Source organism: Pseudomonas sp. MYb327 (assembly GCF_040438925.1).
Taxonomy (GTDB): Bacteria; Pseudomonadota; Gammaproteobacteria; order Pseudomonadales; family Pseudomonadaceae; genus Aquipseudomonas.
On record NZ_CP159258.1, the window covers coordinates 5,659,273 to 5,684,977 of the forward strand.

The 25,705-nt window shown below is 59.7% G+C and carries 20 protein-coding genes; 12 read left to right on the plus strand and 8 right to left on the minus strand.

The window, feature by feature from the left end; all coding sequences use genetic code 11:
- Positions 1 to 143: 143 nt before the first annotated feature.
- Both ABVN21_RS25570 and ABVN21_RS25575 read right to left on the minus strand, forming a co-directional pair.
- Positions 144 to 851: a 3'-5' exonuclease gene (locus tag ABVN21_RS25570; protein ID WP_339554861.1), complete on the minus strand. Its 708-nt coding sequence runs from the start codon at positions 849 to 851 to the stop codon at positions 144 to 146.
- Complete coding sequence (locus ABVN21_RS25575; protein ID WP_339554860.1) at positions 848 to 2,782, minus strand: putative nucleotidyltransferase substrate binding domain-containing protein; 1,935 nt, start codon at positions 2,780 to 2,782, stop codon at positions 848 to 850. The genes ABVN21_RS25570 and ABVN21_RS25575 overlap by 4 nt, the downstream gene beginning before the upstream one ends.
- A 260-nt stretch (positions 2,783 to 3,042) precedes the next feature.
- Between ABVN21_RS25575 and ABVN21_RS25580 the strand changes: the two genes are divergently transcribed.
- Complete coding sequence (locus ABVN21_RS25580; protein WP_339554859.1) at positions 3,043 to 3,483, plus strand: response regulator; 441 nt, start codon at positions 3,043 to 3,045, stop codon at positions 3,481 to 3,483.
- 151 nt (positions 3,484 to 3,634) lie between these two features.
- Here the strand turns inward: ABVN21_RS25580 and ABVN21_RS25585 are convergent, their stop codons facing one another.
- Positions 3,635 to 5,812 carry a malate synthase G gene (locus ABVN21_RS25585; RefSeq protein ID WP_339554858.1) on the minus strand — a complete coding sequence of 726 codons (2,178 nt, stop codon included), beginning with the start codon at positions 5,810 to 5,812 and terminating at the stop codon, positions 3,635 to 3,637.
- Positions 5,813 to 6,346: 534 nt separating this feature from the next.
- On the opposite strand from ABVN21_RS25585, the gene ABVN21_RS25590 reads away from it, so the two are divergent.
- Positions 6,347 to 6,865: a glycine cleavage system protein R gene (locus tag ABVN21_RS25590; protein ID WP_034147426.1), complete on the plus strand. Its 519-nt coding sequence runs from the start codon at positions 6,347 to 6,349 to the stop codon at positions 6,863 to 6,865.
- A gap of 215 nt (positions 6,866 to 7,080) precedes the next feature.
- Here the strand turns inward: ABVN21_RS25590 and rarD are convergent, their stop codons facing one another.
- The 5 genes from rarD to ABVN21_RS25615 form a co-directional block, all read right to left on the minus strand.
- Positions 7,081 to 7,968: an EamA family transporter RarD gene (gene rarD / locus ABVN21_RS25595; RefSeq protein WP_339554857.1), complete on the minus strand. Its 888-nt coding sequence runs from the start codon at positions 7,966 to 7,968 to the stop codon at positions 7,081 to 7,083.
- Positions 7,969 to 8,087: 119 nt separating this feature from the next.
- Positions 8,088 to 9,062, minus strand: a complete 975-nt coding sequence (locus ABVN21_RS25600) for a serine/threonine protein kinase (protein WP_339554856.1) — start codon at positions 9,060 to 9,062, stop codon at positions 8,088 to 8,090.
- Positions 9,063 to 9,270: 208 nt separating this feature from the next.
- The gene (locus ABVN21_RS25605) at positions 9,271 to 11,172 is read right to left on the minus strand and encodes a PhoX family phosphatase (RefSeq protein WP_339554855.1); all 1,902 of its coding nucleotides are present in this window, start codon (positions 11,170 to 11,172) and stop codon (positions 9,271 to 9,273) included.
- 67 nt (positions 11,173 to 11,239) lie between these two features.
- Entirely contained in the window at positions 11,240 to 12,004 is a 765-nt protein-coding gene (locus ABVN21_RS25610; protein ID WP_339554854.1) for a TOBE domain-containing protein, read from the minus strand.
- A 63-nt stretch (positions 12,005 to 12,067) separates the two neighbouring features.
- Positions 12,068 to 12,808 (minus strand): ComF family protein, encoded by a 741-nt coding sequence (locus ABVN21_RS25615; RefSeq protein ID WP_339554853.1) that lies wholly within the window; start codon positions 12,806 to 12,808, stop codon positions 12,068 to 12,070.
- Positions 12,809 to 12,899: 91 nt separating this feature from the next.
- Here ABVN21_RS25615 and bioB point away from each other — a divergent pair, with 91 nt between their 5' ends.
- The 10 genes from bioB (at position 12,900) to ABVN21_RS25665 (ending at position 25,652) form a co-directional block, all read left to right on the plus strand.
- Positions 12,900 to 13,955: a biotin synthase BioB gene (bioB, locus tag ABVN21_RS25620; protein WP_339554852.1), complete on the plus strand. Its 1,056-nt coding sequence runs from the start codon at positions 12,900 to 12,902 to the stop codon at positions 13,953 to 13,955.
- A gap of 119 nt (positions 13,956 to 14,074) precedes the next feature.
- The gene (gene bioF, locus ABVN21_RS25625; RefSeq protein WP_339554851.1) at positions 14,075 to 15,253 is read left to right on the plus strand and encodes an 8-amino-7-oxononanoate synthase; all 1,179 of its coding nucleotides are present in this window, start codon (positions 14,075 to 14,077) and stop codon (positions 15,251 to 15,253) included.
- Entirely contained in the window at positions 15,246 to 15,977 is a 732-nt protein-coding gene (locus ABVN21_RS25630; protein WP_339554850.1) for an alpha/beta fold hydrolase, read from the plus strand. The genes bioF and ABVN21_RS25630 overlap by 8 nt, the downstream gene beginning before the upstream one ends.
- The gene (gene bioC / locus ABVN21_RS25635; RefSeq protein WP_339554849.1) at positions 15,970 to 16,782 is read left to right on the plus strand and encodes a malonyl-ACP O-methyltransferase BioC; all 813 of its coding nucleotides are present in this window, start codon (positions 15,970 to 15,972) and stop codon (positions 16,780 to 16,782) included. Before ABVN21_RS25630 ends, bioC begins: the two co-directional genes overlap by 8 nt.
- Complete coding sequence (bioD, locus tag ABVN21_RS25640) at positions 16,779 to 17,459, plus strand: dethiobiotin synthase (RefSeq protein ID WP_339554848.1); 681 nt, start codon at positions 16,779 to 16,781, stop codon at positions 17,457 to 17,459. The genes bioC and bioD overlap by 4 nt, the downstream gene beginning before the upstream one ends.
- Before the next feature lie 107 nt (positions 17,460 to 17,566).
- Entirely contained in the window at positions 17,567 to 17,863 is a 297-nt protein-coding gene (locus ABVN21_RS25645; protein ID WP_339554847.1) for a pyrroloquinoline quinone biosynthesis protein PqqE, read from the plus strand.
- Positions 17,864 to 18,140: 277 nt separating this feature from the next.
- Positions 18,141 to 19,946 carry a phenylacyl-CoA dehydrogenase gene (locus tag ABVN21_RS25650; RefSeq protein ID WP_339554846.1) on the plus strand — a complete coding sequence of 602 codons (1,806 nt, stop codon included), beginning with the start codon at positions 18,141 to 18,143 and terminating at the stop codon, positions 19,944 to 19,946.
- A gap of 266 nt (positions 19,947 to 20,212) precedes the next feature.
- Positions 20,213 to 22,327: a cytochrome c peroxidase gene (locus tag ABVN21_RS25655; RefSeq protein ID WP_339554845.1), complete on the plus strand. Its 2,115-nt coding sequence runs from the start codon at positions 20,213 to 20,215 to the stop codon at positions 22,325 to 22,327.
- A 150-nt stretch (positions 22,328 to 22,477) separates the two neighbouring features.
- Positions 22,478 to 23,770 (plus strand): GGDEF domain-containing protein, encoded by a 1,293-nt coding sequence (locus ABVN21_RS25660; protein WP_339554844.1) that lies wholly within the window; start codon positions 22,478 to 22,480, stop codon positions 23,768 to 23,770.
- 85 nt (positions 23,771 to 23,855) lie between these two features.
- Positions 23,856 to 25,652: an acyl-CoA dehydrogenase C-terminal domain-containing protein gene (locus tag ABVN21_RS25665; RefSeq protein WP_339554843.1), complete on the plus strand. Its 1,797-nt coding sequence runs from the start codon at positions 23,856 to 23,858 to the stop codon at positions 25,650 to 25,652.
- Positions 25,653 to 25,705 lie beyond the last annotated feature (53 nt).

Sequence of the window (25,705 nt, forward strand, 5' to 3'; positions counted from 1 at the left end):
AAGTGTTAACTAACGAGAATTGTTCGCGATTGTGTCAGAGGCGGGGGCGGTAAAGCAATTGGCGTTGGTCGGGTGAGTTTTGATGTTTATCACCGCTCTGTGGCGAGGGAGCGAGCTCCCTTGCCACTGGGGTTAAGTGAAGGTTAGAAGGACGGGGTTTGCTGCCGGCGCTTCCACTGATTCAACCGTTGTTGCAAATGCAGCGGGCTGCGAATCTGTTGTTGCCGCGCGCGGCTGAACAGGATCAACGCCAGCTCAGCAGTGGCGAGTGCATCGGCACTGGCGTTGTGGCGTTCGAAGACCTCCAGCTTGAACCAGTCGATCCACTCGTCCAGACCGGCCTCGCGGATGTTGGCCTGTGGACACAGCAGCGGTGCGATGTCCGCCACGTCCAGAAACGCATGCTGCAACTTGTAGCCCAAGTGATCCTTCAACGCGCGCCCGAGCATGTGCTGGTCGAACGGCGCATGAAAGGCCAGCACCGGGCTGTCGCCAACGAACTCCATCAATTCAAGTAGCGCCTCGGCGGGATCGCTGCCGGCGGCAATTGCGCTGGGGCCGAGACCGTGAATCAAAATGCTGGGGCCGAGCTTGAGTTCGGCGCATTGCAGGGTGCGTTCGAACTGCTGACTGAAATCGATCGCGCCGTCCTCGATCACTACCGCGCCGATGGACAGCACCCGGTCCTTGTTCAGGTTCAGCCCGGTGGTTTCCAGGTCGAGCACAACCCAGCGCTGTTCACGCAGGCTGCACTCACTCAAACCGCTCAGCGCCGGCAAGCGTTGCAGACGTTGTTGCAGATCGCCACTCAGCATCGGCCCGGCCGGGCGCAACCATGAGAACAGGCTCATAGCTGATACCGCAGGGTCAGGCTGCTTTGCAGGCGTTGGGCCTGGCGCAAGGATTCTCGCAGGATGCGTCGATCCAGATGATTGAGGCTGTCCGGATCAACCCGGTTTGAGTAGGGCAAATTCTCCCGGGTCTGTAGCTGATGCTGCTGCATGCGGGTTTGCTGGATGAAGTGATACGCCTCTTCGTACGCCGCTCCGTCCAGCGGTTCGATGACTTCTTTATCCACCAGTTGGCGAAAGCGCTCCAGCGTATTGTTGGTTTCGATTCCGTTGGCCAATGCCAGCAATCGTGCGCCGTCTACGAATGGAGTCAGGCCCTGAACCTTCAGGTCGAGTGTGGCTTTCTCGCCATTTTTCCGCGCCAGGACAAACTCGCGGAATCGTCCTACGGGAGGGCGATTGCGCAACGCATTCTCGGCCATCATGCGCTGGAACAAGCGGTTGTCGCCGACCTGATCGAGAATCCCGCGGCGCAGCTGTTCGCAACTTTGCTCGTTGCCCCAGACCACGCGCAAATCGAAATATATGCTCGAACCCAGCAGGTTCTCCGGAGTGGCCTCGCGGATGAATGCCGCAAAGCGCCGTGCCCATTCGACCCTGGACAAACACAGTTCGGGATTGCCGGCCATGATGTTGCCCTTGCACAGGGTGAAGCCGCAGAGCGCCAGGCTGTGGTTGATCTGCTGGGCGATGGGCAGCAACTTGCCGCGGATTTCCGCAGCGTGGGCGGCGTCCCGGGCTTCGAAAATAATGCCGTTGTCCTGGTCAGTGTGAAGGGTCTGTTCGCGGCGACCTTCGCTGCCGAAACACAACCAACTGAACGGCACGCCGGGGTCGCCTTTCTCCGCCAGCGTCAGTTCGATCACCCGGCACACGGTATGGTCGTTGAGCAGGGTGATGATGTGGGTGATCTGGGTCGAAGAGGCACCATGGGCCAGCATGCGCTCGACCAATTGACCGATCTCGCCACGCAGCACTACCAGGTTTTCCACGCGTTGGGCGCTGCGAATGGTACGCGCCAGGTGCACCAGATCGACCCGTTGCAGGGAAAACAGATCCCGCTCGGAAACCACCCCGCACAGGCGCTGGTCCTTGACCAGGCAAACGTGCGCGATATGCCGTTCGGTCATGGCAATCGCTGCATCGAAGGCGCTGTGGTCCGGGCTTAGATAGAACGGCGCCTGCGTCATGTGCCGCTCGATGGCTTCGTTGAAGTCGCCGATGCCACTGGCCACCACATGGCGCAAGTCGCGCAGGGTGAATATGCCTAGCGGTGCCTTTTGTTCATCGACCACCACGATGCTGCCGACCTGCTGCTCATGCATCAGGGTCACGGCTTCCCGTAACGGCGTGGTCGGGCTGCACGTCACCGGATGGCGCATGGCCAATTCGCCAAGGCGGGTGTTCAGCGAGTATTGGGTGCCGAGGGTTTCCACGGCTTTCTGCTGTACTTGCTGATTGACCTGATCCAGCAAGCTGCTCACGCCACGTAGGGCAAAGTCGCGAAAGGTGCCGGAAAGCGCAAACAATTTGATGAATGCGAGCTTGTTCAGTTGTAGGCAAAAGGTGTCTTCGGCGGCGAGGTGTTCAGTGCGGGTCGCGCGCTCGCCCAGCAGCGCGGCGAGGGGAAAACACTCGCCGGTGGTGATTTCGAACGTGGTTTCGGTACCGCCCTTGGCCGAATGCGGACGCTCGCCCACGACTCGACCCTGCTTGACGATGTAGAAGTGTTCAACCGGGCCGTCGGCAGGCTTGATGATGCTCTCGCCGGGCGCATAAAAACGCAGCTGACATTGCTCAACCAGGTACGCCAGGTGGGCGTGTTCCATCTGATTGAAGGGCGGGAAGCGCTGAAGGAATTGCAAAGTGCCCTGGATGTTCTGCAACACCGCGGTTTTCCCTGCCTGTGTGAAGGCGTCCGCTTTACTCATAACCATTACCGCAGTCTTTTTTGGATTTGTTGTTGTCGGATGACTCAGCCATGGTCGGCCCCTGCGGGCTGGGTGCCCATTGGACGTAAGTCTAGGTAGGCAGCAGGTGTGATGAAGTGTCGGAAAAGACTTACGCAATTGAGCGAAAAACCTCTGTGTTCCCCTCTTGGAAAAGTTTCCGACGAAGTGCACATTGAAGGTCTGCTTAGCGATGTCTCACCACTGTGCTAGGGAACTGTACTGAACATGTAGAGAAAGCCATGTCCGACCACGATATTTTGAGTGACGCCGAGCGCGAGGCGCTCAGTGCCGTCATGCTGGAACCTGACCTGCCGCCGCAGCGGGTGCTGATCGTCGATGACGATAGAGACGCCCGAGAGCTGTTGTCAGAGATTCTGGGGTTGGACGGGATTCGCTGCCTGACCGCGGCCAGTGGCGAAACAGCACTCAAGATGCTGGACGAGAAACCCTCCATTGGCCTGGTGATTACGGATCTGCGGATGGGACATATCGATGGCCTGGACTTGATCCGCCAGGTGCGCGAGTCGGTACGGGCGGCCATGCCGATCATCATCGTTTCCGGTGATGCCGATGTGAAAGACGCGATTGCCGCGATGCATTTGAGCGTGGTGGACTTTTTGCTCAAGCCTGTCGATACCGACAAGTTGCTCGGGTTGGTCAAGCATGAGTTGGGGATGTAGGCGCCGGCTTGCTGGCGATGAACGATTACATGGTTTGCCTGATTCACTGCGGTGTCTGGATCGCCAGCAAGCCGGCTCCTACGGATTTACCGCAATAAAAAAGCCCTGATCTTTCGATCAGGGCTTTTTCATGTCCGGCGCAAACGCTCAGTTACAGGCCATTGGCAGCCTTGAACTCACGGCGGCGACGGTGCAGAACCGGCTCGGTGTAGCCGTTCGGCTGCTTGGTGCCTTCGATCACCAGTTCGACGGCCGCCTGGAAGGCGATGTTGCTGTCGAAGTTCGGTGCCAGCGGACGGTACAGCGCATCACCGGCGTTCTGACGGTCAACCACCGGCGCCATGCGCTTGAGGCTTTCCATCACTTGCTCTTCGGTGACGATGCCGTGACGCAGCCAGTTGGCGATGTGCTGGCTGGAAATACGCAGCGTCGCACGGTCTTCCATCAGGCCGACATCGTTGATGTCCGGCACTTTCGAACAGCCAACGCCCTGGTCGATCCAGCGCACTACATAACCAAGGATGCCCTGGGAATTGTTGTCCAGTTCGTTCTTGATTTGTTCGGCAGTCCACTGCGGATTCACCGCCAGCGGGATGGTCAGGATGTCGTCCACCGACGCGTGGGCGCGCTTGGCCAGTTCGGCCTGACGGGCGAACACGTCAACCTTGTGGTAGTGCAGCGCGTGCAGAGCGGCGGCGGTTGGCGAAGGTACCCAAGCGGTGTTGGCACCGGCCAGTGGGTGAGCGATTTTCTGTTCGAGCATCGCCGCCATCAGGTCGGGCATGGCCCACATACCTTTACCGATTTGGGCGCGACCTTGCAGGCCGGTGCTCAAGCCGATATCGACGTTGGAGTTCTCGTAGGCGCCGATCCATTTTTCCGCCTTCATGTCAGCCTTGCGCACCATCGGGCCGGCTTCCATGGAGGTGTGGATTTCGTCGCCGGTGCGGTCGAGGAAACCGGTGTTGATGAACACTACGCGTTCGCTCGCAGCCTTGATGCAGGCCTTGAGGTTGATCGTGGTACGACGCTCCTCATCCATGATCCCGACTTTGAGGGTGTTGCGCGGCAGGCCCAACACGTCTTCGATGCGACCGAACAGCTCGTTGGTGAACGCGGCTTCTTCCGGGCCGTGCATTTTCGGTTTAACGATGTAGACCGAACCGGTGCGCGTGTTTTTGCGCGAGGTATTGCCGTTCAGGTTGTGCATCGCCGCGAGGCAAGTGACCAGACCGTCAAGGATACCTTCCGGCACTTCGTTGCCATCTTTGTCGAGGATCGCATCGATGGTCATCAGGTGACCGACGTTGCGCACGAACAACAGCGAGCGGCCGTGCAGGTTCACCGCGTTACCGTCGACACCGGTATAGGTGCGGTCAGCGTTCATGGTGCGGGTGAAGGTCTTGCCGCCCTTGGCGACTTCTTCCGACAGGTCGCCCTTCATCAGGCCGAGCCAGTTGCGGTAGATCACCACTTTGTCATCGGCATCGACGGCGGCGACGGAGTCTTCGCAGTCCATGATGGTGGTCAGCGCGGCTTCCATCAGGATGTCTTTGACGCCGGCAGCGTCGGTCTGGCCGACCGGGGTGCTGGCGTCGACCTGGATTTCGAAGTGCAGGCCGTTGTTTTTCAGCAGGATCGCGGTCGGTGCCGAAGCATCGCCCTGGAAGCCGATCAACTGGGCATCGTTGCGCAGGCCGCTGTTGCTGCCGCCTTTGAGGGCGACGACCAGTTTGCCATCAACGATTTTGTAGCTGGTGGAGTCGACGTGGGAGCCGGCTGCCAGGGGCGCCGCTTCGTCGAGGAAGGCGCGGGCGAAGGCGATGACCTTGTCGCCGCGAACCTTGTTGTAGCCTTTGCCTTTTTCCGCGCCGTCAGCTTCGCTGATGGCGTCGGTGCCGTAGAGCGCGTCGTACAGCGAACCCCAGCGGGCGTTCGAAGCGTTGAGCGCGAAGCGGGCGTTCATTACCGGAACCACGAGTTGTGGACCGGCCATGCGGGCGATTTCTTCATCGACGTTTTGCGTCGTTGCCTGGAAATCGGCCGCTTCTGGCAGCAGATAACCGATGTCTTGCAGGAAGGCTTTATAAGCCACGGCATCGTGCGCCTGACCGGCACGGGACTGGTGCCAGCCATCGATACGAGCCTGGAAATCATCGCGTTTGGCGAGTAGGGCTTTGTTCTTCGGCGCAAGGTCATGAATGACCTTGTCGGCACCGGCCCAGAACTTATCGGCGGTGAGGCCGGAACCGGGAATGGCTTCGTTGTTCACGAAGTCGAACAGGACTTTGGCGACCTGCAGGCCACCGACTTGAACGTGTTCAGTCATTGCTTGCCTCACTCTGCTCAGCTATTTCGCTTTTCAGCTCTTCAATTTAACAATGAAGCCTTGGGCATTTAAACCACAAACCCTGCGACCAGTGCATGCCATTTCTGACGGCTGGGTGGGGACCAATCAACGGCGTTGAGGCCTTGCTGACGGGGCTTTCAGGGATGCGACTGCGCCTGTGGCAGACATCGATCCAACGTTATGTAGTGCGCGCTGCGGCATACTACATGATGAATTGCGCTTGTGAAAATTAGACTAATTACGTCGTTCTGCGACCCCGTGACGCATTGCAGTCACGTCGGGGATCGGGATGTTCTCAAAAAAGTATGAGATTGTTCCAGTTAAATATAAAAAGTTGTACACGATTTATGGTTCTCAGCAGATCGGCGGCGTATTTGATCGCTGGCAAGCCAGCGCCTACAGGGCCTTGCGCAATTTTGCAGGAACTGGCTTGCCAGTGATGACGTCGGTCCTGTCAGCGCCGGTTCAACCCTTGCCTATACTTGTTTTTCAATAACAAAAGAGGGCTGCGCCATGGACCACCTCGTACTCACAGTTTTCGCACCGGACAAGCCCGGGCAGGTCGAGCGCATTGCCCAATGCATTGCCGAGCAGGGCGGCAATTGGCTGGAAAGCCGCATGTCGCGCATGGCCGGACAATTTGCCGGGATACTTCGGGTGGGGGTGCCGGCCGAAGCCTACGATTCGCTGGTCGATGCCCTACAGGCGTTGTCTGCCCATGGAATTCGCGTATTGATCGCCGAAAGCGGTATCGAACAATCCTGTACCTGGAAACCGATCGCCATGGAATTGGTGGGCAATGACCGGCCGGGGATCGTGCGTGATATCACCCGGTTACTGAGCGAGCAGGGAGTGAATCTGGAACGGCTGGTGACCGAGGTGCGCCCGGCGCCGATGAGCAGCGAGCCGCTGTTCCATGCCGAAGCAATTCTCGCCGTACCTTTGACGCTGTCTCTGGACGTGCTGCAATCGCGCCTCGAAACCCTGGCGGACGACCTGATGGTCGAATTGGTACTGCGCAGCGAACCCTGAGCAGGTTATCCAAGTTAAACGTGCACCTGCCTGTGGATAACCTGTAGAGACAGCCCGCCAGGCCACGCCGGCCGGGGCTTTTTCAAATCTGATCAAAAAACCAGCAGTTTCAGTCACTTGCGCACAAACGCCGGGGATCACGCTGTGGATAACCTTGGGAAGGAACGCTGTAGGCCACGTTAAACGTGGCCTACAGAGGTTTGTACGTTTTTTGATCAGCTGCGGCGGCGCAGGCTAAGCCACGCATCGACGCTGTAAACCGCCAGGCCGGCCCAGATGAAAATGAACGTCACCAGTGTGCTGGAGGACAAGTGTTCGCCAAACAGCAACACGGCTTGCAACAGCACCAACGTCGGCGCCAGGTATTGAAGAAACCCTAACGTGGTGTAGGGCAAATGCCGTGCAGCGGCGTTGAAACACACCAGCGGCACGAGAGTCACCGGGCCGGCGGCCACCAGCCACCAGGCTTCGGACGTCGTCCAGAATTCAGGTTGAGCGCTTGCTGCCGTCTGATTGAACAGCAACCAGGCGACGGCAATAGGCACCAGCATCCAGGTTTCCACCACCAACCCGGGCAGTGCCTTGACTGGTGCCTGCTTGCGAATCAGGCCGTAGAAACCAAAGGACAGTGCCAGCACCAACGACACCCACGGCAGGCTACCGACTTGCCACACCTGTTGCGCGACACCAACCGCCGCCAGACCCACCGCAATCCACTGCATGCGCCGCAGTCGCTCGCCGAGGATAAGCATACCCAGCAGCACGTTGACCAACGGGTTGATGTAGTACCCGAGGCTGGCTTCCAGCATGCGTCCGTTGTTCACCGACCACACATAGGTCAGCCAGTTGGCCGCAATCAGCGTGCCGCTCAGTGCCAGGATCGCCAGTCGTTTCGGATTCTCGCGCAGTTCGCGCCACCAGCCCGGATGCTTCCAGACCATCAGCAGCAACGCGCCGAACAGCGCCGACCAGAGCACGCGATGGATGATGATTTCCACGGCGGGCACGCTGGCGATGGCTTTGAAGTAGAGCGGGAAAAGTCCCCAGATGATGTAGGCACTCAGGCCCAGGATGTACCCGCGACGCGGGTTGGCGGCTTGCATGCAGAATCCTTGCTTAGGCAGCTAACAAAGAGGGGATTGTATAGATGTGTAAGGACTTTTGTAGGAGCCGGCTTGCCGGCGATGAACGATAACGCGGTGCACTCCGGCTCCTACAAGGGTTAGAACAATTTCAGTGGTTCTTCGTTGAGGGCGGCGAGCTGCTCACGCAACGCCAACACCTGATCGCCCCAATAGCGTTCCGTACCAAACCACGGAAAACTGCGCGGGAAGGCCGGGTCGTCCCAACGGCGGGCCAGCCAAGCGCTGTAGTGCATCAGGCGCAGGGCGCGCAGCGGTTCGATCAGCGCCAATTCGCGGGGATCGAAGTCGTGGAATTCGTTGTAGCCGTCCATCAATTCCGACAATTGACCGAGACATTCCTGACGGTCGCCAGCGAGCATCATCCAGATGTCCTGCACCGCCGGACCCATGCGGCAGTCGTCAAGGTCGACGATGTGGAACATCTCATCGCGGCACATCATGTTGCCGGGGTGGCAGTCGCCGTGCATGCGGATGTTCTGGTGCGGCGTGTTGCTGTAGGCATCTTCCACACGCTTGAGCAGATCACGGGCCACCGACTCGTAGGCCGGCAACAGGCTGCGGGGGATGAAATTGCCTTCCAGCAAGGTCGCCAGCGAGTCGTGACCGAAGTTCTTCACGGCCAGCGCTTCACGATGCTCGAAGGGCTTGGTGGCGCCGACGGCGTGCAGGCGACCGAGCAATTGCCCCAGGCGATACAACTGATCGAGGTTGCCCGGCTCGGGTGCCCGGCCGCCTCTTCGCGGGAACAAGGTGAAACGGAAGCCGTTATGTTCGTGCAGGGTTTCACCGTTGTGGATCAGCGGCGCAACGACCGGCACCTCGACTTCGGTGAGTTCGAAGGTGAACTGGTGCTCTTCCAGGATCGCTTCGTTGGTCCAACGTTGGGGACGGTAGAACTTGGCGATCAGCGGCTCGGAGTCTTCGATACCGACCTGATAGACACGGTTTTCGTAGCTGTTGAGCGCCAGAATGCGTGCATCGCTGAGGAAGCCGATGCTTTCGACGGCATCGAGCACGAGGTCTGGGGTGAGCGTTTCAAACGGGTGGGCCATGCTGACTCCTGCGCGCAGCAGGCTGCTGCGTCCGGCCAGGCATGGTAGCGCAGACGGGGCTTCTTTAGTGGCCGGGTTGAGAGGTGTGCTGTTTGGGCTGACGCTATCGCGCGCAGGCTCGCTCCCACAGGTGATCGTTGTTGTGCCGAGAATTGCATGCACACAGACGATCTAATGTGGGAACGAGCCTGCTCGCGATGAGGGTCTATCAGGCGCCGATAACCCCGCCGTCTTCACGCGTAATGACCATCACCGAAGACCGCGGCTTACCGTTGGGCAAATGCTCGGGAAAGGTCGAACCCCCGTTCTCCCCCGGATGCTGAATCCCGATAAACATCGTCTTCTGGTCCGGCGAGAAACTGATCCCCGTCACTTCACAGCCAATCGGCCCGACCATGAACCGACGAATCTCCCCGGTCAGCGGGTCGGCGCACAGCATCTGGTTGTTGCCCATGCCGGCGAAATCACCGGTATTGCTCGAATCACCGTCGGTTTGAATCCACAACCGGCCGGCAGTATCGAACGCCAAGCCGTCCGGGCTGTTGAACATGTTCTGCGGGGTGATGTTCGACGAGCCTCCTTTCGGCGTGCCGGCATGCACTTGCGGGTTGCCGGCCACCACAAACAAATCCCAGGCAAAGGTTTTCGAACCGTGATCGTCGCGGTCGGTGCGCCAGCGCAGGATCTGCCCGTAGACGTTCTTCTCGCGCGGGTTCGGCCCGCCCACCGGTTGGCCGTCCTCGCCGCGTTTGGCGTTATTGGTCAGCGTGCAGTAAACCTGGCCGTCCTTGGGGCTGACGACGATCCATTCCGGGCGGTCCATGCGCGTGGCCTTGACCACGCTGGCGGCCAGGCGCGCGTGAATCAGCACTTCGGCCTGATCGGCAAAACCGCTGCTGGCGTCGATGCCGTTTTTGCCGTGGCTCAGTTCGATCCACTCGCCCTGGCCTTTCGGGTGATCGCCATTGCCGTCGCCCGCGTCGAAGCGCGCCACGTACAAGGTGCCGTGGTCCAGCAGGTCGCGGTTGGCCTCAGGTTTTTTGTGATTGATCTTGTCGCGGCTGACGAATTTGTAGATGAACTCGCCGCGCTCGTCGTCGCCCATGTACACCACGGCGTGGCCATCAGCCGTTTCCGCCAGGGCCGCGTTTTCGTGTTTGAAACGGCCCAGTGCGGTGCGTTTGACCGGAGTCGATTGCGGGTCGAACGGGTCGATCTCCACCACCCAGCCGTGACGGTTGAGTTCGTTGGGGTTCTTCGCCAGGTCGAAACGCGGGTCGTGCTGATGCCAGTTGATCTCTTTACTGGTCACCACCGCGCCGTAGCGTTTCTGTGGCGCGTCGAATTTCTGTTCGGCGTTGCTGCTGCCGAAGCAATCGGTGAAGTTCTCTTCGCAGGTCAGGTAAGTGCCCCACGGCGTCTGGCCATTGGCGCAGTTCTGGAACGTGCCGAGGACGGTTTTGCCGTGTGGATCAGCGCTGGTTTTCAACAGGTCATGACCCGCCGCCGGTCCGCTCAGGCTGATCGGCGAGTTGCCGTGGATGCGTCGGTTGTAGCGCGAGCCCTGAACGAATTGCCATCTACCTTTGCTGCGTTGCACTTCAATGACCGACACACCTTCGCAAGCCAAAGCCTTGTGCACCTCTTCGGCCGATTGCGGCATGCCGCCGTGGGGATAGAGGTAGCGGTAATTGGTGTACTCGTTGTTGATCGCCATCAACGCGCGGTTGTTGTCGCCGGGAATGGCGAACAGGCTCATGCCGTCGTTGTTGTCGCCGAACTGGAGTTCCTGATGTTCGGCGCTGCCGTTGCCACTCGGGTCGAAGGCCGGGCCGTTTTTGTGCAGGGGCTGGCCCCAGCTGATCAATACCGAAGCCTTGTAACCCGGTGGCAGGTTAATGCTGTCGCTGGTGGCGGCGGGGATGCTGTCGAAACCCAGTAACTGGCTGGTGCCGGCGCTGACACTGGCGGCCAGCACGCTGCGACTCAGCAGGTTGCCGCCGAGGAACATTGCGGCGCCGCACAGGGCACCTGCGCTGATAAATCCACGACGGCTGAGGCCGAGCATCTGTTCGAGGTCGGTGGGTTGGTGTTCTTTCAATAGGCTCACATCAGGCTCCCTGCGAAATTTGCAGTCACCTTAATGATCGTCGATGAAGGTTTTGTTGCAGTTGTGCTTACAGCGGCGTGCCGAGTAACACGTTGGACGGCGAGAATTGTGCGCGCACCGGTTGACCGGGCGTCAGCTTGCGGGACAGCAAATGCCCAGGCTCGGCCAGTGCGCAGAGTATCTGGCCGTTGGGTAGGGCGATGCGCACTTCGCTGGGGCCGTCTTCGGCGTCGAGTATTTCTTCGATGATCCCGGTCAGGCAATTGTGTCCGAGCGTTCCGTCATCGTCGTTGCCGAGCACGTCGAGCCAGCCAGCCTTGATCAGAGCAACCACTTCGGTGCCCGGCTGCAAATCCAGGCGCAGGGTGCTGTCGTGGGTGATTTGCGTGTCGATGCTCAAGCCTTCGGCCAGTTCCAGGCGAATCCGGTCATTGTGGCCCTGGGTTTCGATGGCGGCGACCTTGCCGTGCAATTGATTGCGCGCACTGGTGCGCAGCATCAAGCGGCCCAGCAAATCGAGGTCGCTGGCCTCTTCGGCGGCATCCAATACCTGGGCCTGCAGCGCTTGCAGCTTTTGATACAGGCGCAATACGCGCTCGCCTTCACTCGACAGTTTGGCGCCGCCACCGCCCTTGCCGCCGACCACGCGCTCCACCAGCGGTTTTTGCGCGAGGTTGTTCAACTCGTCGATGGCGTCCCACGCCGCTTTGTAGCTCAGGCCCGCGCTTTTCGCAGCGCGGGTGATCGAGCCCTGTTCCGCGATGTGCTGCAGCAGGGCGATGCGTTGCGGGCGACGGACAATGTGCTGGGACAACAACGTAGGCAAGGACATGGCTAGGCGCTTTGGGCTGTGACGGTGGTGAGGACGTTGGCGGCTCGGGGCCTGGGAGTCAAGTCAGGTCGACTCGTCAGGCTTGGGCGTGCGGGCCAGGCAATAGACATCGACTCGCGAGGCTCCCGCGTCGACCAACAGACGTGCGAGCGCTTGCGCCGTCGCGCCGGTCGTGAGCACGTCGTCCACCAGCGCAAGGTGCCGCCCCTTCACAACGGCCTCGGGCGTGAGTGCGAAGGCATCGCGCAGATTTTTTCTGCGTGCTTCGGCATTCAGATCCTGTTGTGCGTCGGTGTCTTGAGTCCTCAACAGCAACCGTTCGTCGCAAGGAATGTGCAGTCGGTCGCTGAGCCAGCGAGCCAGCATCGCCGCCTGATTGAATCCGCGTTGGCGCAGACGCTTGGTGGCCAGCGGCACCGGGATCAGGGCATTGGGTCTTGGCAGGTCGTGCTCGAAGCGATGTTGCAGGGATTGAGCAAGAAGTTCGCCCAGCAAGTGGCCAAATGGCCATTTAGCGTTGTGTTTGAAACGAGTAATCAGGCTGTTGACCGGGAAGCCGTACATCCACGGTGCAACGACCCGTTCGAAGGACGGCGGTTGCTTCAAGCATTGGCCGCACGTCAGGCCGGCGGCAGGCAAGGGCAGGGCGCACGTACAGCAGTGCTCGCCGAGCCAGGGCAGTTCGGTTTCGCAGGCCATGCAGATGGGCGTGGCGCCATCGGGTGTTTCACCGCAAAGCAAACAGGGCTGTTTGTTTTTTAGCCAGATGTAAACCGGTCCTTTGTATCCTGGTTGACAGCGCATCGCTCTTCCTTAAATATGCCGAAACATCTGTGATGCGCCTGTGGGTGTTCCGTCCCCAGCGCCAGCCAAGCATAAAACAAAGGAAACGCCCATGAGCGCCAGTACCTCTGCAACCCTGCGTCATGACTGGTCTTTGGCCGAAGTCAAAGCTCTCTTCGTTCAGCCATTCAACGACCTGTTGTTCCAGGCTCAGACGGTGCACCGCGCGCATTTCGACGCCAACCGCGTCCAGGTATCGACCCTGCTGTCGATCAAAACCGGCGCTTGCCCGGAAGATTGCAAATATTGTCCGCAGTCCGGTCACTACAACACCGGGCTGGAAAAAGAAAAGCTGATGGAAGTGCAGAAGGTCCTCGAAGAGGCCGCTCGTGCCAAGGCCATCGGTTCGACCCGTTTCTGCATGGGCGCGGCGTGGAAACATCCGTCGGCCAAAGACATGCCTTACGTGCTGAAGATGGTCGAAGGCGTTAAAGCCCTTGGCCTGGAAACCTGCATGACCCTCGGCCGTCTCGATCAGGACCAGACCGAAGCGCTGGCCAAGGCGGGCCTCGACTACTACAACCACAACCTCGACACCTCGCCTGAGTTCTACGGCAGCATCATCACCACCCGCACCTACAGCGAGCGCCTGCAAACCCTGGCGTACGTGCGTGAGTCGGGGATGAAAATCTGCTCCGGCGGCATTCTTGGCATGGGGGAGTCGCTGGACGACCGCGCCAACCTGCTGATCCAGCTGGCCAACCTGCCCGAGCATCCGGAGTCGGTGCCGATCAACATGCTGGTGAAAGTCGCCGGTACGCCGCTGGAAAACGCTGAAGACGTCGACCCGTTCGACTTCATCCGCATGCTCGCCGTTGCGCGGATCCTGATGCCGAAATCCCACGTGCGCCTGTCCGCCGGCCGCGAAGCCATGAACGAGCAGATGCAGGCCCTGGCCTTCTTCGCGGGCGCCAACTCGATTTTCTACGGCGAAAAACTTCTGACCACTGCCAACCCGCAGGCCGACAAGGACATGCAACTGTTCTCGCGCCTGGGCATCTTGCCGGAAGCCCGCGAAGAGCACGCTGACGAAGTGCACCAGGCCGCCATCGAACAGGCACTGGTGGAGCAGAAGAGCAGCGAGCAGTTCTATAACGCCGCCGTCTAAATGACACTGAACCTGTAGGAGCTGGCTTGCCAGCGATGGCATCGCCACGGTTTTCAGGCAGACCGTGGCGATGCCATCGCCAGCCAGCCGGCTCCTGCGATCTGACCTTCGAGGCCTGCATGTCTTTCGATCTCGCCGCACGCCTTGCTGCCCGTCGTGCCGAAAACCTCTACCGCCAGCGTCCGCTGCTCGAAAGCCCACAAGGCCCGGAAGTGGTGGTCGATGGCCAGCCCTTGCTGGCGTTCTGTAACAACGACTACCTGGGCCTGGCCAATCACCCGCAAGTGATCGAAGCCTGGCGTGCCGGCGCTGCGAAATGGGGCGTCGGTGGCGGGGCTTCGCATTTGGTCATTGGTCATAGCGGCCCGCATCACGCGCTGGAAGAAGCTCTCGCCGACCTCACCGACCGGCCGCGCGCCTTGTTGTTTACCACCGGTTACATGGCCAACCTCGGCGCAGTTACCGCGCTCGTGGGGCAGGGCGATACGGTGCTGGAAGACCGGCTCAACCACGCCTCATTGCTGGATGCCGGGCTGTTGTCCGGCGCACGTTTCAATCGCTATCTGCACAACGACGCGACGAGCCTGGCCAAGCGCCTTGAGAAAGCCACCGGCAATACGCTGGTCGTCACCGACGGGGTGTTCAGCATGGACGGCGACCTGGCGGACTTGTCGGCGCTGGCCCGGGAAGCGAAGGCCAAGGGCGCGTGGCTGATGGTCGATGACGCTCACGGTTTCGGTCCGCTGGGCGCGAATGGCGGCGGTATCGTCGAGCATTTCGGCTTGAGCCAGGACGACGTGCCGGTGCTGGTCGGCACCCTCGGCAAAGCGTTCGGCACGGCAGGCGCCTTCGTCGCAGGCAGTGAAGAACTGATCGAAAGTTTGATCCAGTTCGCCCGCCCCTACATCTACACCACCAGCCAGCCTCCGGCGCTGGCCTGCGCCACGCTGAAAAGCCTGGAGCTGCTGCGCAGCGAGCATTGGCGTCGCGAGCACCTGAAAACGCTGATCCGCCAATTCCGCCAGGGCGCCGAGCAGATCGGCCTGGAGCTGATGGACAGCTTCACGCCGATACAGCCGATCATGATCGGCGACGCCGGGCGCGCCGTGCGTTTTTCACAAATGTTGCGCGAACGCGGATTGATGGTGACCGCGATCCGCCCACCGACCGTACCCGCCGGCAGCGCCCGATTGCGCGTGACCCTGACCGCCGCCCACAGCGAAGCGCAGGTGCAGCTATTGTTAGAAGGATTGGCCGATTGTTTTCAACAACTTGGACCGGAGCCAAGCCATGCGTGATCGATTGATTCTGCTGCCCGGCTGGGGTCTCGGCGTTTCACCGCTGGAGCCATTAGCGGCAGCCTTGCTGGGACTCGATGAACACCTGCGGGTGGAAATCGAGCCGTTGCCTGAGCTGGAGTCTAGCGATCTGGAGGAGTGGCTCGATGAACTCGATTCGACAGTGCCGCAGGACGCCTGGCTCGGCGGTTGGTCCTTGGGTGGCATGCTTGCATCGGAGCTGGCGGCCCGTCGCGGTGATCGCTGCTGTGGTGTGTTCACGTTGGCGAGCAACCCTTCCTTTGTTGCCCATGAGCAATGGCCGAGCGCGATGCCCGGCGAAACCTTCGATGCGTTCCTGGCAGGCTGCGCGGCCGACCCGCGTACTACGCTGAAACGCTTTTCGCTGCTCTGTGCGCAAGGTGCCGAAGATCCGCGTGGGTTGTCGCGGTTGCTGTTCGGTGGCGCGCCGCATACTGCCGCGCCGGTGCTGATGAGCGGCCTGGAGTTGCTTGCGCAACTGGATACCCGGCAAGCGTTGCAAGCATTTCGCGGTCCGCAATTGCATCTATTCGCTGGTCTGGATGGGCTGGTGCCGGCGGAAGCAGCGGGCGACTTGCTGGCGTTGCTGCCGGATATCGAAATCGGTCTGATTGAACAGGCCAGTCACGCGTTTCTCCTGGAAGAACCCCACGGTGTAGCGGGGGCGATCCAGGCCTTTTTGCATGAGTCCGGTGATGACTGATTTAACCCTTCGCAACGTGCCCGGCGGTTTGCCCGACAAGCGCCAGGTCGCGGCGTCCTTTTCCCGTGCCGCGGCGAGCTATGACAGCGTGGCCGAATTGCAGCGCGACGTTGGCAGCCAATTGCTTGGCCGCTTACCCAGTGATTTTGTCCCAGCGCGCTGGCTGGACCTTGGCTGCGGCACCGGGCATTTCAGCCGGGCGCTTGGCGAGCGGTTCCCCGATGGTCACGGCGTGGCGCTGGACATCGCTGAGGGCATGCTTAATCACGCGCGGCCGTTGGGCGGCGCCACGCACTTCATCGCGGGCGACGCCGAGCGTTTGCCATTGCGGGATTCGACCTGCGACCTGATCTTTTCCAGCCTGGCGGTGCAGTGGTGCGCGGACTTCGCCTCGGTGCTCAGCGAGGCCCATCGGGTACTGAAACCGGGCGGAATTTTCGCGTTTGCTAGTCTGTGTGTAGGCACGTTGATTGAACTGCGTGACAGTTGGCGTCAGGTGGATGGCATGGTCCACGTCAACCGCTTCCGTGAGTTCGGCGCTTATCAACAGCTGTGTGCGGACAGCGGCTTGCAGGCGATGAGTCTGGAAACCCGTCCCCATGTGCTGCATTACCCGGATGTGCGCAGCTTGACCCATGAATTGAAGGCCTTGGGCGCGCACAACCTCAATCCCGGGCGGCCGGGCGGCTTGACCGGTCGGGCGCGGATTCTGGGGTTGATCGAGGCTTATGAGCAGTTTCGTCAGGCCCAAGGCCTGCCGGCGACTTATCAAGTGGTGTACGCCGTTATGGAGAAACCCTTATGAGCGCAGCCTATTTCATCACCGGCACTGATACGGATGTCGGCAAAACCACGGTTGCCGCGGGGTTGCTTTACGCCGCGCGTTCGGCGGGTTTGAGCACGGCGGCGGGCAAACCGGTCGCCTCCGGTTGTGACGTGACACCCAAGGGTTTGCGAAATGCCGATGCGTTGGCACTGTTGGCGGAATGCTCGTTGCCGCTGACTTATGCGCAGGTTAATCCGGTGGCTTTCGAGCCAGCGATCGCCCCGCACCTGGCGGCGCGTGAAGCGGGGGTGGCATTGACGGTGCAGTCGTTGTTGACGCCGATGCGGCAGATCCTCGACATGCAGGCCGATTTCACCTTGATCGAAGGTGCAGGTGGCTGGCGTGTGCCACTGGCGGATCAGGACAATCTTTCCGATCTGGCGATGGCCCTGGACTTGCCGGTGATACTGGTGGTCGGTGTACGTCTTGGCTGCATCAGCCATGCGTTGCTGACGGCTGAGGCGATTGCCCGGGACGGTTTGCAGTTGGCGGGTTGGGTCGCCAACATCATCGATTCGAAGACTTCGCGACTGGAGGAAAACCTCGCGACCCTCGCCGAGCGAATTCCGGCGCCGTGCCTGGGGCGGGTGCCGAAACTCAAAGTGGTGACGGCAGAAGCGGTGGCGGAGCACCTGCAACTGGATTTGCTGGACTAGGCTTTTCCTATGACAAGGCACTGTGCCATTAGTGTTTTTGTCGGGTGTTTTGCTCGTGCGTCTGTTTCAATGGCCGCAGTTGATCCTTTGCAAGGACGAGTTCTCCCATGGAAATCTCAGGAAACACCGCTTTTTATGCCGGTCTGAGCACCATTCAGACAGGGCAGAACCGTGTCGATCAAGCCGCTGGCCAGATCGCCAATAACACGATCGAGCGTTCGGTCACCAGTCAGTCCTCCGAGGTTCAGGTCGATCGTCTGCGTTCTGTGGATCGTAGCCAGCAATCGGACCTGGCCAGTAACGTTATCGAAATGTCCCAGGGCAAGTTTCAGGTAGAACTGGGCGTCAAAGTCGCCAAGGCTTCCGATGAAGTGCTCGGAACGCTGATCGATACCTTTGCTTGATCGTTCGTTGAACCCGCCCCGCTGACGCCGCGATTGTTCGCGGCGTTTTTCTGCGTAAGTCCTTCTTCCTTCACAAATCTTTCCTACCCTTGCGTGTTGCTCAGCCAACGGCGTTACGCTGCTGCGGGCGCTGTATTTATTGATGCGATGACGAACGGCAAAAGATCGGCGCTTGACAAGATTTAGGCGTAAACGTATGTTTCAAACAACTGTTTGATCGCAACAACAAATCAATGCGGTCGTTCATTCCCGGTTACATCAGCAGAGGTTTATCGCTATGCCTGACTACAAGGCCCCCTTGCGTGATATTCGCTTCGTTCGTGACGAACTGCTCGGCTACGAAGCGCACTATCAGAGCCTTCCGGCTTGCGCAGACGCAACTCCGGACATGGTTGACGCCATTCTCGAAGAAGGCGCCAAGTTTTGTGAGCAGGTACTGGCTCCGCTGAACCGAGTGGGCGACCTCGAAGGCTGCACCTGGAGCGAGTCCGGCGTTAAAACCCCGACTGGCTTCAAAGAAGCCTACAAGCAATTCGTCGAAGGCGGCTGGCCAAGCCTGGCTCACGACGTAGACCACGGCGGCCAAGGCCTGCCGGAGTCCCTGGGTCTGGCAATCAGCGAAATGGTGGGCGAGTCCAACTGGTCGTGGGGCATGTACCCAGGCCTGTCGCACGGTGCGATGAACACCATCTCCGAGCACGGCACACCGGAGCAGCAACACGCCTACCTGACCAAACTGGTTTCCGGCGAATGGACCGGCACCATGTGCCTGACCGAACCGCACTGCGGCACCGACCTGGGCATGCTGCGCACCAAGGCCGAACCTCAGGCCGACGGTTCCTACAAAGTTTCCGGCACCAAGATCTTCATCTCGGCCGGTGAGCACGACATGGCCGACAATATCGTCCACATCGTACTGGCCCGCCTGCCGGATGCACCGGCTGGCACCAAAGGCATCTCCCTGTTCATCGTGCCGAAGTTCCTGCCGAAGGAAGACGGTTCGATCGGTGAGCGTAACGCGGTGTCTTGCGGTTCCCTGGAACACAAGATGGGCATCCACGGCAACGCCACTTGCGTGATGAACTTCGACGCGGCCACCGGTTTCCTGATCGGCCCGGCGAACAAAGGCCTGAACTGCATGTTCACCTTCATGAACACCGCACGTCTGGGTACCGCGCTGCAAGGCCTGGCCCACGCCGAGATCGGTTTCCAGGGTGGTCTGAAATACGCTCGCGACCGTCTGCAAATGCGCTCGCTGACGGGCCCTAAAGCGCCGGACAAAGCCGCTGACCCGATCATCGTTCACCCTGATGTACGCCGCATGCTGTTGACCATGAAAGCGTTCGCCGAAGGCAACCGCGCGATGGTTTACTTCACCGCCAAGCAAGTCGACATCGTCAAGTACGGCGTGGATGAAGAAGAGAAGAAGAAAGCCGACGCACTGCTGGCCTTCATGACCCCAATCGCAAAAGCCTTTATGACCGAAGTCGGTTTTGAATCGGCTAACCATGGCGTGCAGATCTACGGCGGCCACGGCTTCATCGCCGAATGGGGCATGGAGCAGAACGTTCGCGACAGCCGCATTTCGATGCTGTACGAAGGCACCACCGGCATCCAGGCACTCGACCTGCTGGGCCGTAAAGTGCTGATGACCCAAGGCGAGGCTCTGAAAGGCTTCACCAAGATCGTCCACAAGTTTTGCCAGACCAACGAAGGCAACGAAGCGGTTCAAGAGTTCGTCGCTCCGCTGGCTGCACTGAACAAGGAATGGGGCGAACTGACCATGAAGGTCGGTATGGCTGCCATGAAAGATCGCGAAGAAGTCGGTGCGGCTTCCGTGGACTACCTGATGTACTCCGGTTACGCCTGCCTGGCCTACTTCTGGGCTGACATGGCGCGTCTGGCTGCCGAGAAACTGGCTGCAGGCACTTCCGAAGAGGCGTTCTACACCGCCAAGCTGCAGACTGCGCGCTTCTACTTCCAGCGCATCCTGCCGCGTACCCGTACTCACGTTGCAACCATGCTGTCGGGCGCCAACAACCTGATGGACATGAAAGAAGAGAACTTCGATCTGGGCTACTAAGCCTTAACGAGCCTCTATAAAAAACCGCTGCTCCTTTGGGAGTGGCGGTTTTTTTTGTGTTTGGCCCCAACTATGGGCGCCATTCCCCAGCAGAAACGGTGTAGAACCTCTGCTGATCTTCGTATTTATTGATGCAAAATGTTTCAGGAAGAAGTGGCAAATTAATTGCACCACGCTGGTTAACCGGCGCTCACGAGACATCCTGTCCTGTTCAACGACGCCTCTCGCCCGGCGAACTTATAAAAACAACAGTCAGGGTGAAGCACATGAACATCTGTCGACTTGTTCGTTTTACCGCCTGGTTATTCCTCTCTTTTTTTGCTGTCGATGGAATGGCGGCTACGCCTGCAGAAGTGGACCCGCCCATCCCCGAAGTCCCGAGCCTGCAGTCGTTACACGGCATGACCCCGACTGATCCATCGGGCACTGAAGGCGGACGCAAAGTCGACCTGATGACGGATTACGTGCTCAATCGTTCGGCGGCGATTCTCTTGGGTAAAGCGTTGTTTTGGGACATGGAGGTCGGCAGCGACAGCACGACCGCTTGTGCGTCCTGTCACTATCACGCTGGGGTCGATCACCGAACCACCAACCAGATCAATCCCGGTCAGGCGCACACCAATGCCAACGTTGCGTCGATCTTCAACAAACCGTTCGTGGCTTCTGATATTCCCGGGGATGTGCCGTCCTACACGACTAAATCCGGGGGCAAGGGCGGTCCGAACTATTTGCTAAAGAAAACCGACTTCCCCACCCATGTGCTGGCTAATCCGCTGGATCGCAATTCGCTGATTCTCTACTCCACCGACGATGTGATCGGCTCCCAAGGCGTGTTCGACGCCAACTTCGTCAAACCCAATCAACCGCGTTTCGACAAATGCACGCAGCAACCGGACGGTGTTTTCCAGGTTGGCGGCATCAATGTCCGCCGCAGCACCGGGCGCAACGCACCGTCGGTGATCAATGCCGCGTTCAACGTGCGTAACTTCTGGGATGGCCGGGCCAATAACGTGTTCAACGGCTTTTCACCCTTTGGTAACAGGGATCCCGATGCCGGGATCTATGTGACCAAGGACAACAGTGGCGTAGCGCTCAAAGTGCGGCTGGCGCTCAACGATGCTTCGGCCGCTTCGCAAGCCGTCGGGCCACCCGGCAGCGCTGTGGAAATGTCCTGCGGCGGACGCACCTTTGCCGACATTGGCCGGCGCATGCTCGACACGCTGATGCTCAAACAGCAGCGGATTTCCTCTACCGATTCGGTGCTCGGCCCGGTATCGGGCGCGCGTAGGCCCACTTACCGGGAGCTGATCAAAAACGCCTTCCAGCCACGGCTGTGGAACGCCACGCAACAAGTCCTGGTGGGCGGTGCGCCGTATGCCCAGATCGAGGCCAACTTCCCGCTGTTCTTCGGGCTGGCGATCCAGATGTACGAAGCCACGCTGGTTTCCGATCAGGCGCCGCTGGATGCCTACTTGCAGGGCGACCATACGGCGATGAACGAACAACAAGTCCAGGGTATGAATCTGTTCCTGGGCAAGGGCAAGTGCGTCAATTGCCACGGCGGCGCGGAACTGACCAATGCTGCCAGTCGTTTGCAGTTCCATCCCCGCGAGCGCATCGAACGCATGGTCATGGCGGACAACCTGACCACGCTCTACGACAACGGTTTCTACAACACCGGCGTGCGCCCGACCTCGGAAGACCTGGCGCTCGGTGGCGCGGATGCGTGGGGCAATCCGTTGTCCTTCACCCGTCAGTACAACACCCTGCTGCAAGGTGGGAAAATTCCTGACCCGCTGGATGTCGATGTCTGCACCTTCGAAGCGCCGTTGAGCGCAGCGATTCCCTGTGATTCGACGCTCTTGCCCATTGTCGGTTTCCGCGACGCGGTCGACGGGGCCTTCAAAACGCCGACGCTGCGCAACATCGCGCTGACCGGACCGTATTTCCACAACGGCGGCCGCTCGACGCTGAAACAGGTCATGGAGTTCTACAACCGGGGCGGCGACCGACGCGGCGAGGATGCGAGCAACACCAGCGGCTTCGAACACCCGTCGGCGAACCAGCACAACGGCTCGAACCTCGATCCGGACATGACGAACCTGAACCTGACGGACGATGAAGTGGATGCCCTGGTCAAATTCATGGAGGTTGGCTTGACCGACCCGCGAGTCGCATGGGAGCGGGCGCCGTTCGATCATCCGTCGCTGGTGCTTGCACAGGGTCATGTGGGTGATGAAAACGCCGTTACTCAAAAACCGGTCAGTCCGAAGATCACCACTCGCCAGGCACTGGACGCCACGTTCCAGCTCAAGCCGATTGGTGCAGAAGGACGCAGGCCGGAAGAGGGGGCATTGCAACCCTTCAATAACGACCTTTAACGAAAGATCCCCTTGCGCCGCTGACGGTTCAAACACCGCCAGCGGCGCCGCAAAAAAATACCTCAGCAAAACACTCAGTAAATTGAGGATTCTGCCGTTAAAGTGATGGGCACAATGCCATCAATTGCTATGACGGTCGGAGCTTTACCCTTGCCGCGTTCTTCCGCTGTACGTTTCAGTCATTTCCTGCCGTCATTGCTGCTGTTGCTGGCGGGCCTCGCGGCTGCGTACGTCAAGGATCTGAATGTATTCTTCACGTCGCTGTTCAACGTGCTGCCAACTCTGGTGCTGTTGCTCGGCGGTGCTTACTGCGCGGTTTACCGACGTCAGCGTGAGCTTTTTCTGATGGTCACGGTGTACATCGCCTACTTCCTGCTCGACACCCAGACCGACTATTACCGCGACAACGGCAAGGTGCGCGAAGACGCCGCGGTGGTCTTTCATCTGTGTTGCCTGTTGTTACCACTGCTGTTTGGCGTATTCGCGGCGTGGCAGGAGCGAACGCATCTGTTCCAGGACATGGTGGCGCGCTTTGCCGTGTTGCTGGCAGTGGGCAGCGTAGCGCTGGGACTTGAGCAAAGTTATCCCCAGGCGTTGCTGATGTGGCTGTCGGAGATCCGCTGGCCGGCGTTGCACGGCGCGTGGATGAGCCTGATCCAGTTGTCCTACCCGGTGTTCATCGCCGCGTTCCTGCTGCTGGCGTATCAGTATTGGCGCAACCCTCGACCGCTGCATGCCGCGCAACTGGTCGGGTTGCTGGGGCTGTTCTGGATGTTGCCGAAAACCTTCATCCTGCCGTTCACCCTGAACATCATGTGCAGCCAGGTGATGTTGATGATTGCTGCGGCCGTGGCCCACGAGGCCTACCAAATGGCTTTCCGCGATGAGCTGACCGGCCTGCCGGGTCGTCGGGCATTGAACGAACGCATGCAGCGGCTGGGGCGCAACTACGTGTTGGCCATGAGCGACGTCGACCACTTCAAGAAATTCAACGACACCCACGGTCACGATGTCGGCGATCAGGTGCTGCGATTGGTCGCGAGCAAACTGTCGAAAATCGGCGGCGGCGGTAAGGCGTATCGCTATGGCGGCGAGGAATTTGCCCTGGTGTTCGCAGGCAAGACGCTCGAAGAGTGCATGCCGCACCTGGAAGTCATCCGCGAATCCATCGCCACCTACAACATTCACCTGCGTAATCAGGACAGCCGTCCTCAGGATGATAGCCAGGGTCGTCAGCGTCGCTCCGGTTCCCAGGCTTCGAGCGTGTCGGTCACCGTCAGTATCGGCGTTGCCGAACGGCTGGAGCAGCGTACGCCCGAAGAAGTGCTCAAGTCCGCGGACCAGGCGCTCTACAGTGCCAAAGGCGCCGGGCGAAATTGTGTGATGGCGTTCGGTCAGAACCGTCGTGGCGCTGTTCGAATGGACGTTGCTACGGTTGAGTGATGATGGCGCATTCAGCGTCTGGACTGTGATTGTGAGGCGTGGTCGCCGGCAGTAGGTTGGAGCAATCTGCTGACGGAGAATGACCATGCCCGAGTACAAAGCTCCCCTGCGCGACATGCGCTTTCTGATCGACCAAGTCTTCGATTTTCACGGCAACTACGCGGCGCTGGGTGCTACCGACGCTAGCCCGGACATGGTCAGTGCGATCCTCGAAGAAGGCGCGAAATTCTGTGAGAACGTTCTCGCCCCGCTGAACCGCAGCGGTGACGAAGAAGGCTGCCATTTCGACAACGGCGTAGTGACAACGCCTACAGGCTTTAAGCAGGCTTTCGCACAATATGTCGAGGGCGGCTGGCATGGTCTGGCGGCGGATCCTGCATACGGTGGTCAGGGGCTGCCGAGCTCCCTGGGGCTGGTCATCAGTGAAATGGTCGGTTCCAGCAACACTTCCTGGGGCATGTACCCGGGCCTTACCCACGGCGCCATGTCGGCGATCCACGCCCATGGCACCGAAGCGCAAAAACAGACTTACCTGAGCAAACTCACCGCTGGCCAATGGACCGGCACCATGTGCCTGACCGAAGCCCATTGCGGCACAGACCTGGGCATCATCAAGACCCGCGCTGTGCCTCAGGCTGATGGCAGTTACGCGATCTCCGGCAGCAAGATTTTCATCTCCGCCGGCGAGCACGACATGAGCGCCAACATCATTCACCTGGTACTGGCGAAACTGCCGGACGCACCGTCCGGGACCAAAGGCATTTCACTGTTTATCGTGCCCAAGTTCCTGCCCGATGCCGAGGGTGAGGCGGGTGAGCGCAATGGTGTTTCCTGCGGCTCGATCGAGCACAAAATGGGCATCAAGGCCTCGGCCACCTGCGTGCTGAACTTCGACGGAGCCAAGGGCTTTTTGATCGGCGAACCGAATAAAGGCCTCAACTGCATGTTCACCATGATGAACCACGCGCGCCTGGGTACCGGCATGCAGGGTTTGTGTCTGGGCGAGGCGAGTTTTCAGGGTGCGATCAAGTACGCCAACGACCGCTTGCAGATGCGTTCGCTGACCGGTCCTAAAGCCCCGGAAAAGGCCGCCGACCCGATCATCGTGCACCCGGATGTACGGCGGATGCTGTTGACCATGAAGGCCTTCAACGAAGGCAACCGCGCGCTGACTTACTTCACTGCGCAGTTGCTGGACGCTGCGCACCTGAGCGCAGATGAAGCGGCGCGCCAGAATGCCGAAGACTTGCTGGCGTTCCTGACACCAATCTGCAAAGCGTTCATGACCGAGACTGGCTTGGAAGTGACCAACCACGGCATGCAGGTGTTCGGTGGTCATGGCTTCATTCGTGAGTGGGGCATGGAGCAACTGGTGCGTGACTGCCGCATCGCGCCGATCTACGAAGGCACCAATGGCATTCAGGCGCTGGATCTGCTTGGGCGTAAAGTCCTCGGCAGTCAGGGCAAACTGCTGCGCGGCTTCACCAAAATCGTTCACAAGTTCTGTTTGTCGAACGCTGAACATCCACAGCTCGCCAGTTACGTGGCGCAGCTTAGTGAGTTGAATCAGCAATGGGGCGAATTGACGACCCGGGTCGGCATGGCGGCGATGAAGAATCCGGATGAAGTGGGCGCTGCGTCCGTCGATTACCTGATGTACAGCGGATACATCATTCTTGGCTACTTGTGGTTGCGCATGGCGCTGGTGGCTCAGGCGCAGCTGGATTCTGGGGGCGGTGATGCCGATTTCTACACGGCAAAACTGGCTACCAGCGAGTTTTACTTCAAGCGGTTGCTGCCGCGTACTACCGCTCATCGGGCAGCAATCGAGGCGGGCAGCGATTGCCTGATGAAGCTGCCAGCGGAGTTGTTCGCGCTTTAGGCTTTAAAAATGAATCACAAAGAAAGCCCGCGTAACTGCGGGCTTTTTAATGA